Genomic DNA, 7,719 nt, shown 5'->3' on the forward strand with positions numbered 1-7,719 from the left:
ACCTTATGTGTCTGTGACTACGCGTAAAGTGGGTTAAGTTTTTCAGCGTTAATTTCAAAACGCTTAATGGCATCTGCCACCACTTTTTTCTCAACGTCACCGCGCTGTGCAAGTTCGTAAAGTGATGCCACTACAATGTAGGCAGCGTTCACTTCGAAATGCGTACGCAAGTTTTCACGGCTGTCACTTCTTCCGAAGCCGTCTGTACCCAAACAACGATATTCTGTATCGATGAAGGCACGGACTTGGTCAGAGTAGTTCTTCACGTAATCTGTTGCAGAAATTGCCGGGCCTGCATTTTTTGTAATCACTTGGCTAATGTACGGTGTTTTTTGCTCTGCTTCTGGATTAAGCATGTTCCAGCGTGCAATGCCTTGACCTTCACGAGCCAGCTCGTTGAAAGACGTTACCGAGTACACGTCAGAAGACACATCGTAATCGTCACTAAGAATTTGTGCCGCTTTGCGCACTTCATTCAAAATAGTGCCCGAGCCCATCAACTGAACGTTGTGCTTCGCTTTCTTACTTTCAACACGCTCTAGCTTATAAATACCTTTGATGATTTGCTTTGCAATATCGTCATCTTCAGGCATCGCAGGATGCTGATAGTTTTCATTCATTAACGTGAGGTAGTAGAAAACGTTTTCGTTTTCACCGTACATACGACGTAAGCCATCTTGTACGATAACCGCCACTTCGTAGCCATACGTTGGATCGTACGTTACACAGTTAGGAATTAAGTTAGCCTGTACATGTGAATGGCCATCCTGATGCTGTAGACCTTCACCATTCAGTGTTGTTCTACCTGCTGTCGCACCTAATAGGAAACCACGAGCCTGGCTATCACCCGCTGCCCATGCTAAGTCGCCAACGCGTTGGAAACCGAACATTGAGTAGTAGATATAAAAAGGAATAGTGGTAGCGTTACAGGTTGAGTAAGACGTACCCGCCGCTACCCAAGACGCCATAGCGCCTAGCTCGTTAATACCTTCTTGCAGTACTTGGCCTTTCTTATCTTCGCGATAGTAAGCCACTTGGTCGGCATCTTGTGGAACGTATTTCTGCCCTTCATTAGCGTAAATACCTACCTGACGGAACAGACCTTCCATACCGAATGTACGTGCTTCATCAGGAATAATGGGCACAATGCGCTTGCCAATTTTCTTATCTTTAAGCAACGCGTTAAGTACGCGTACAAAGGTCATGGTAGATGACACTTGACGATCGCCAGAGCCTTTTAAAATAGCGTCAAAGGCTTTTAACTCTGGTACTTCTAACTGCTCTTCTGCTTGCTCTCTGCGCGCTGGAAGATATCCGCCAAGGGCCTCACGGCGCTCTTTCAGATACTTAAGTTCTTCACTGTCTTCTGGGAAGCGGTAGTACGGAAGATCGGCAATTTTGTCGTCTTCAATAGGAATATTGAAACGGTCACGGAATTTCTTAATCGATTCCACTTCCATTTTCTTCACGTTGTGAGCCACGTTCTGTGCTTCACCCGATGAACCAAGACCAAAGCCTTTAACGGTTTTCGCAAGAATAACCGTTGGGCGACCTTTGGTATCGATGGCTTTTTGGTATGCAGCAAATACCTTAACCGGATCGTGACCACCACGATTTAAGCGCCAGATGTCTTCATCTGAATAGTTAGCCACTAACGCTTTCGTTTCTGGGTACTTGTTAAAGAAGTTTTCGCGGGTGTACTTGCCGCCCTTCGCTTTACAGTTCTGGTATTCACCGTCGACGGTTTCGCCCATAAGCTGAATTAGCTTGCCTGATTTGTCACGGGCAAGAAGCTCATCCCAGTAACTACCCCAAATAACTTTAACCACTTCCCAGCCTGCGCCGCGGAATGTGCCTTCTAGTTCTTGGATAATTTTGCCATTACCACGTACAGGGCCGTCTAAGCGCTGTAAGTTACAGTTAATCACAAATGTTAGGTTGTCTAAGCCTTCGCGAGACGCTAAGCCAATGGCACCCAATGATTCTGGCTCATCACACTCACCATCACCCATGTAGCAGTATACGCGCTGCGCTGAACAGTCTTTAATACCGCGGTTAGTGAGGTATTTTAAGAAACGCGCTGTGTATATCGCTTGAAGTGGACCAAGGCCCATAGATACTGTTGGGAACTGCCAGTAGTCTTTCATCAAATGCGGGTGCGGGTACGATGATAGTCCATCGCCATTACACTCTTGACGGAAGTTGTTTAGCTGCTCTTCCGTTAAGTTACCTTCGATGAAAGAACGAGCGTAAATGCCTGGAGAAATGTGGCCTTGAGCGAATATAAAGTCGCCGCCGTTACCATCTGTAGGCGCTTTGAAAAAGTGGTTAAAGCCAACATCGTACAGCATGGCTGAAGAGGCAAAGCTACCAATGTGACCACCAAGTTCTAGATCTTTCTTAGACGCGCGTAGCACTATCATTAATGCGTTCCAACGAATTGCAGCACGGATGCGCGCTTCAATAGTGAGATCGCCAGGCATGTTAGGCTCTTGCGCTGCGGGAATAGTGTTGATATACGCTGTTGTAGCGTCGTACGGTAAGTGAGCTCCACTACGGCGAGCTTTATCAACAAGCTTCTCAAGTAAGTAATGAGCGCGTTCTACACCTTCCTCTTCGAATACAGATTCGAGTGCATCTAGCCACTCTTTAGTTTCTTGAGGGTCCACATCTTGGTGCATCATATCAGTCATGGTGCCATCCTATTTTTGCTTATATAGAAAATCCTCCTTACGCAACATTTACACCCTGCGTTAAAGGAGGAAAACTAAACTACGTTGTACTCACAGTGACCCGTTCTGGCTCACCTGCTTGGGCAGTGGCACGGGTACAACCCGACCGGCCTCTGCGAATAATTAACCGCGAGCAGCGTGCTCTAGGCTAAATTTCTAAACGGCGTAACGCTCGCTGAACACGAGTGTCACGCTGATTAATGGTTAACAGCGTTTTTTCAATAAACGCCAAATGCGTATTACATGCCTGACGAGCAGCTTCTGGATCTTGCGACGCAATGGCTTCCACAATTTCTCGTCGCTGTTTGGCAATATCTGCCACTGCATCGGTGTGCATAGCCAGCATGTCTAAATTTCGTTCTATGTTGTCAACCAACATACTTTGCATGGTGCTCATTACGTGAAGCAGCACCATGTTGTGCGAAGCTCGCGCCATGATGATGTAAAACTGCCCTAGCGCTTCGGCTTGGCCACGTTTACTCTCGCTCACTTTTGGCGACGGAAGCTCATTTAATGCTTGAGTTAGCGCATCAATATCTTCTGGTTGCCCGCGAAGCGCAGCGTAATAAGCCGACATACCCTCTAAGGCATGTCTAAATTCGAGTAGATCAAACTGAGTTTCTGGACGTTTGCTCACTAAATCCATTAGTGGGTCTTTCATTGCCGCATTGAGATTGCGGTTCACAAACGTACCGCCACCTTGCTTCCTTTCTACCAGACCACGGGCTTGCAGATTACCAATAGCTTCACGTAAAGAAGGGCGAGACACATCAAACTTAAGCGCAAGTTCTCTCTCTGGCGGCAATTTTTGCCCCGCCAATAGAGAACCATCGAGAATCATAGATTCAAGTTGCTCGGTAATAACATCTGCAAGTTTTTTTCGCTGCTGACGCATGCGGCCCCTGTCTCTGTAAAGAATCCTGTAGTGAAGTTCCTGTCATGAAGTACTTCAGAGTTAATCACAGTTGTGAATACGCCAAATTAGTGACATTAATGTAAACTCAACTAAAATTGGTAATACCATTTTACCTATACAGTTTAAGGCAGATCGTTTTGGAGGTAAATACTCTCAAGCATAGCAAACCTGACTGAGTTTGCTGTCTGTTAAGCTTTATTGTTGAATTTGTTAAGAAAAGTGCTCAAACCATTACTGGTCTGATGAGAAGGTGAAAGAAGATGTAGAAACAAAAGCATCTGATCTAGCAGCAGTTTTTTACTAGACCAAATGTTTTCATAAAATTAAATGTTAAAAATAGTGATTATGCGAGACTGCCTATAACCGTAAGTGCCGAAGTGACAACCAGTAAAAAAATAACATTACGTTTTGCTAACTTTACAAGCACCTTGGGTTCAACCGATGCATTTTCAGCCTGTAGCGCCTGTTCTTCCGGCGTTAGCATTTCAGCTTTCGCCGAAATAATCGTTAGCACATCATAGGCGGAAACGTTTAATTGCAGCGCATAATTTATCCACTCAGGCAATGCGCGAGAGAAGTGTCCCATCATTAACATACCAAATGCAGTAATTCGAACTGGAATATAATCTAGTGCAAACATGAGGCGGGCTGCAGGTTCGCGCATGGGATGATTAGCTGTACATAGCGCTTCGGTCGTACTTCTACTTAAAGTATAAAACAATGCGCCAGGCGCGCCAAACGCAATAAACCACAGCATAACAGCGGCGTAATGCTGATAATTAAGCCATGTTAAATGTTGCCCAAAGCTTTGGCCTTGGTATTTTGCGCTACTTTTGTCGTCAGCCTCTTCATTATTTGCGTTTTCGTTAGAACTACTTTGACTATTACGCTCATTGGTACAGTGGCCCAATTGGTCGGTGTACATACTACAGGCCTGCAAATCATTTCGCTCGGCCGCGTTTAAGAAGCATTTATACGTGGCCCTTAGTGCAGGACAACCAATGCATATAAATAGGACAACGCTTTGCTCTATAAAGGTAAGAAAAGCGCCAAAAATAAAATATTCTATTCCTGCAAGTACAACGGCGGGAGCTAGCAGGCAAAGATACAATGACGCAGACGTGTTCTTTTTAGACAACCAACGCTTTTCAATAAGCCAATCACGATATTGACCGGCGTATTTTTCAATATGCCAACGGGGTTCTTTACTTACTAATCGCTCTAAACTTAGTACTAATAGCAAACTCATTAAAATCATGTGTTAGATCGCTTCCAGTTATTTGACGCAATGCACGTACTTATCTTCAATGCTGATTAAGCCATATTCATCGCGGTGACCCAATTTATAAGCATTCATTTTATTGCTTGGTTTACTACTTAGTTTACTAAGTATGGCCTACAGTAAATTGATGAGGCTTTTTCTATACCTAGCCCAATCAAATGCAACTCCAGGGTCGGTTTTTCTACCCGGTGCAATGTCGTTATGCCCTACGATACGCCCTAACGAGATATTAGGGTAGTGCTTAACGATGAAATTGGTCAGCTCAGTTAATGCTACATACTGTTTATCGGTATAAGGCAAGGTGTCAGTGCCTTCAAGTTCAATACCAATAGAGAAGTCATTACACCTGCTTTTACCCTGATAAGTGGACAGACCTGCATGCCATGCCCGCTGGTTAAATGGAACAAACTGCTCAATTTCACCGGTGCGATAGATTACGCAGTGAGCTGATACCCGCAGACCGGCAATTTCCCTGTAAAAAGGATGTTCATTAATATTAAGCTGCCCAATAAACAAATCCCGAATTCCTGACGTACCAAATTGAGATGGTGGTAGGGAAATATTATGAACCACCAGCAGGCTTACTTGTGCATCATCAGGACGAGCATCACAGTGAGGAGACGGTACAAAGGTCGCATTGTCGTATTTCAACATAGGGTGAGGCACCTCGGTGTGGGTTTACTTTTATGTTTGCCAGCATTATTACATATCAAATTTTACATATAAGATGCCTGTGCATATAGAAGTGTTACATTGCTCTACTGGCAAAATCAATAACTTAAGCCAAGGGCAGGTTTTAAAAAGCCATGAAAAAAGCTATGGAAACAATTAATATAAAAGCGAACGTAAGCGCTCTAACGGGAGAGTAATGTCTCAGGAACACAATGAAACAAGCGCCGCTGGAAAGTGGATGGTGCTATTAGCGTGGGTGTGCGGACTGGGTTTACTTGTGTATGTTTTCTCCGGCCTATTGGAAAAACAAGTAAACCCAAATAGCACGCCTATTTCGCAGCAAATGGGATCGCAAACCGAAGTGCGCCTTAAACAGAATCGTCAGGGCCATTATGTCACCAGCGGCTATATTAACGGTGAAGAGGTTGTTTTTTTAGTCGACACTGGTGCGACAGACGTTGCTGTGCCGGCACATTTAGCCAGTAAACTTCAGTTGCAGGCAGGCCGCCAAGCACTGGCAAGAACCGCAAACGGAACGGTCAGAATAGCCGAGTCCACCATAGACACCCTTCGCATTGGCGATATAGAAGTACGAAATGTAAAAGCCAACTTAAACCCTGGTATGCAAGATAACCATATATTGCTCGGAATGAGCGTTCTTCGCCAATTAGAGTTTACTCAGCGTGGCGATTGGTTAATATTGCGTACCCTCTAAAAGACAAAGTGAAAAGACAACAGCAATGAAGATGACGTCACCCGATATACAAGCCATTCGCGAACAGGTTTCTCAAGCGCTCATTGAAGACTTAGGTGGTGAACTGAATGCCGAAAACGACATAACTGCCAATCTCATTGATAAAGACGTGACAGCGAATGCGACTATTATTACCAGAGAGCCTTGCGTTATTTGCGGCGTTGCTTGGGTAAACCAGGCGTTTGCCTTAATAGACGAGTCAGTGTCGGTAACCTGGCATGTCAAAGATGGTGACCATGTAGAAGCCGATACGGTGTTAGTGAGTTTGTCTGGCTCTGCCAGAGCTATTCTTACCGCTGAACGCACCGCACTTAACTTCTTACAAACCTTATCGGGCAGTGCAACGGTAACCGCTTCTTACACCAAGTATTTGGCGGGTACGAATACCAAGATTCTTGATACACGTAAAACCCTCCCAGGGCTTAGATACGCGCAAAAATATGCCGTACGCTGCGGCGGTGGGCAAAATCACCGTGTCGGGTTGTTCGACGCTTACTTAATTAAAGAGAATCACATCTTCTCCTGCGGCGGTATTCACAACGCAGTAAGGCGAGCAAAAACGAACATGCCAGGTAAAACTGTTGAGGTAGAAGTTGAAAGCATTGAAGAATTTCAACAGGCCCTTGAAGCCGGTGCTGATATTGTAATGTTAGACAACTTTACTAACGAACAGATCCAGCAGGCAGTAGCCATGAATAACGCACAGTGTAAGCTAGAGGTGTCTGGCAACATTACCGATGAGCGTTTGGCGTCGTTATCGAAGCTTGGAGTAGATTATATTTCTTCTGGTGCACTAACAAAGCACGTTCAAGCTATTGATTTATCGTTACGTATCGAGTTAAGTTAGATCAAGTTGCAAAAAAACTGGCAACTTTTGAAAAATAGACTAGCGCGAATGCCCTTTCTGTAAAAACAAAAAACATAATTAGGCATGAGTCAACATAGAAAATATTAAATTTTGCGGCCAGTATTACGCAGCATACTTTGCTAATGATTTAAGTTTTATACTAAAGTTCAATAACATAGCACTGCTATGACACAAGACAACGCGTTATAATCGCCGAGTCAGACATTGGTATAAATCTGTATACTTGTCAGAAGCAAAGAAAATTCTATACTAAGCAACAAGTACCAGGGGCGTTTAAGGACGACTCGGGTATAAACGTCAATTTGAATTAATTTTAAACTTAGCGTGTTATACACGTCCCGGAGAAAGACCATGATGAAAATCAATAAAACACATATGAGCCTCCGGGCTGTCAATGAAAAAAGATAGCCCTTTGACCGCTATTTCAAGATCAATACCGTTGCCTTTTTAGAACTCGTTTACTTCGTCTGTCATGGTTGATGTTAGGCAAATTGC

Annotated in this window: 6 protein-coding genes; 2 read left to right on the top strand and 4 right to left on the bottom strand. The window is 44.3% G+C overall.

Translation table 11 applies throughout. The annotated features are described in order from the left end of the window. Nucleotides 1-17 precede the first annotated feature (17 nt). The 4 genes from aceE to ampD form a co-directional block, all read right to left on the bottom strand. Entirely contained in the window at nucleotides 18-2,693 is a 2,676-nt protein-coding gene (gene aceE / locus O9X84_RS08125) for a pyruvate dehydrogenase (acetyl-transferring), homodimeric type (protein ID WP_269519189.1), read from the bottom strand. Nucleotides 2,694-2,880: 187 nt separating this feature from the next. Further along, nucleotides 2,881-3,627 (bottom strand): GntR family transcriptional regulator, encoded by a 747-nt coding sequence (locus tag O9X84_RS08130; protein WP_032097492.1) that lies wholly within the window; start codon nucleotides 3,625-3,627, stop codon nucleotides 2,881-2,883. A 364-nt stretch (nucleotides 3,628-3,991) separates the two neighbouring features. After that, the gene (gene ampE, locus O9X84_RS08135) at nucleotides 3,992-4,906 is read right to left on the bottom strand and encodes a beta-lactamase regulator AmpE (protein ID WP_269519190.1); all 915 of its coding nucleotides are present in this window, start codon (nucleotides 4,904-4,906) and stop codon (nucleotides 3,992-3,994) included. Between the two features lie 138 nt (nucleotides 4,907-5,044). Next, complete coding sequence (ampD, locus tag O9X84_RS08140) at nucleotides 5,045-5,584, bottom strand: 1,6-anhydro-N-acetylmuramyl-L-alanine amidase AmpD (RefSeq protein WP_269519191.1); 540 nt, start codon at nucleotides 5,582-5,584, stop codon at nucleotides 5,045-5,047. Nucleotides 5,585-5,798: 214 nt separating this feature from the next. Between ampD and O9X84_RS08145 the strand changes: the two genes are divergently transcribed. Further along, nucleotides 5,799-6,317: a retropepsin-like aspartic protease family protein gene (locus tag O9X84_RS08145; RefSeq protein ID WP_163104633.1), complete on the top strand. Its 519-nt coding sequence runs from the start codon at nucleotides 5,799-5,801 to the stop codon at nucleotides 6,315-6,317. 31 nt (nucleotides 6,318-6,348) lie between these two features. Beyond that, nucleotides 6,349-7,203, top strand: a complete 855-nt coding sequence (gene nadC, locus O9X84_RS08150; RefSeq protein ID WP_269519198.1) for a carboxylating nicotinate-nucleotide diphosphorylase — start codon at nucleotides 6,349-6,351, stop codon at nucleotides 7,201-7,203. The last annotated feature ends 516 nt before the right edge of the window (nucleotides 7,204-7,719 follow it).

It is taken from the genome of Alteromonas sp. BMJM2 (assembly GCF_027257845.1).
Classification (GTDB): domain Bacteria; phylum Pseudomonadota; class Gammaproteobacteria; order Enterobacterales; family Alteromonadaceae; genus Alteromonas.